Genomic DNA, 1428 nt, shown 5'->3' with positions numbered 1-1428 from the left:
TGGCTATGCACAGGCTCAAGATCCAGCTTGGGATGACTTCCAAGATTCCACCGGGCAAGGTGGTTCGCGCACCAATTTTGATGATTCGATAATGTTTGTTGGGTGGTATACCCACGAGACTCGTCGCCAGTTAGGCATTTCATTGTGGGACCCTTATAACCAGTATCTGGCCTATCATGAAGGGCGAGGCGGTTATAAACGTGGAACTTACAAAAGAAAGCCTAGTTTGATGAAAGTGGCTCGGCGCGTTGAGCAAACCGCAAAGACTTATGGCTGGCAGCTGAAGCAATGTCGTCAGGAATTAGAAGACAACAGCAGCTGGTTCTTTTAACCCCATTTGGGTATAAAAACCAAACCAATACCTCAAGGTGTTGGAATTACAATCAGGAGAGATGTAATGCCTTTACTCGATAGCTTCACCGTAGACCACACTCGCATGAATGCACCAGCAGTGCGTGTCGCGAAAACCATGCAAACTCCAAAAGGAGATACCATTACGGTTTTCGACTTACGCTTCACTGCGCCTAACAAAGACATTCTTTCAGAGAAAGGCATTCATACACTAGAGCACTTGTACGCAGGTTTCATGCGCAATCACCTAAATGGTGACAGTGTGGAAATCATTGATATCTCACCGATGGGATGTCGCACTGGTTTTTACATGAGTCTCATTGGTACGCCTTCTGAACAGCAAGTCGCAGACGCATGGCTTGCTTCTATGGAAGATGTGCTAAAAGTGGAAAGCCAGAACAAAATCCCTGAGCTAAATGAGTACCAGTGTGGTACTGCAGCGATGCATTCTTTAGAAGAAGCACAGCAAATTGCCAAGAACATTCTAGCCGCAGGTGTGTCTGTTAATAAAAACGACGAGTTGGCTTTGCCAGAATCAATGCTAAAAGAGCTGCGCGTAGACTAAGTTCTTTTGGAACGGCAACACAAAACAAAAAGCCTGACATGAGTCAGGCTTTTCTTTTGGTTATTTGGACGTTGATTTTTTCTTCTTCGGATAGACTCGAACTAGCTTGATTCGGTTTTCTTCGATTTCAACAATTTCCATCGGGTGGCCCGCGACACGGACACTTAAATGACTCTCTGGAATATCTTCTAGGTGTTCCAAAATCAGACCATTCAAGGTTCTAGGGCCATCGGTAGGTAAATCCCATTTCAAACCTTTGTTGATATCGCGGATATTGGTGCTGCCTTCAATTAAGAAACTACCGTCGCCTTGTGGGCTGATTTCATCAGACAAACTAGGAGAAATAGACGTTGTGAACTCACCAATGATCTCTTCTAGGATGTCTTCAAGAGTGATTAGACCGATGATATCACCGTACTCGCCTACGATCAGACCGATGCGCTGCTTGTTGCGCTGGAACTTTAACATTTTTACGTTCAGCGGCGTTCCTTCAGGAATTTAATACACTTCAT

At 44.9% G+C, this 1428-nt stretch carries 1 protein-coding gene and 2 pseudogenes; 2 read left to right on the top strand and 1 reads right to left on the bottom strand.

All coding sequences use genetic code 11. The annotated features are described in order from the left end of the window. Together R7Q09_RS24210 and luxS are read left to right on the top strand one after the other, a co-directional pair. Positions 1-331: pseudogene (locus R7Q09_RS24210) on the top strand (hypothetical protein); the annotation flags it as partial. 66 nt (positions 332-397) lie between these two features. After that, positions 398-916 carry an S-ribosylhomocysteine lyase gene (gene luxS, locus R7Q09_RS24205; RefSeq protein ID WP_005462534.1) on the top strand — a complete coding sequence of 173 codons (519 nt, stop codon included), beginning with the start codon at positions 398-400 and terminating at the stop codon, positions 914-916. 60 nt (positions 917-976) lie between these two features. On the opposite strand, the pseudogene R7Q09_RS24200 reads toward luxS, so the two are convergent. Next, positions 977-1414, bottom strand: a pseudogene (locus R7Q09_RS24200) (transporter associated domain-containing protein); the annotation flags it as partial. Positions 1415-1428 lie beyond the last annotated feature (14 nt).

Source organism: Vibrio sp. 2130-1, assembly GCF_033339515.1.
The sequence above is the reverse complement of the archived record's forward strand: the minus strand, read 5'-3'. Positions and strand labels throughout refer to the sequence as shown.

Bases quoted from the DNA above. Each gene is read 5' to 3' on its own strand.
- luxS (WP_005462534.1), top strand. From the start codon at position 398: ATGCCTTTACTCGATAGCTTCACCGTAGACCACACTCGCATGAATGCA.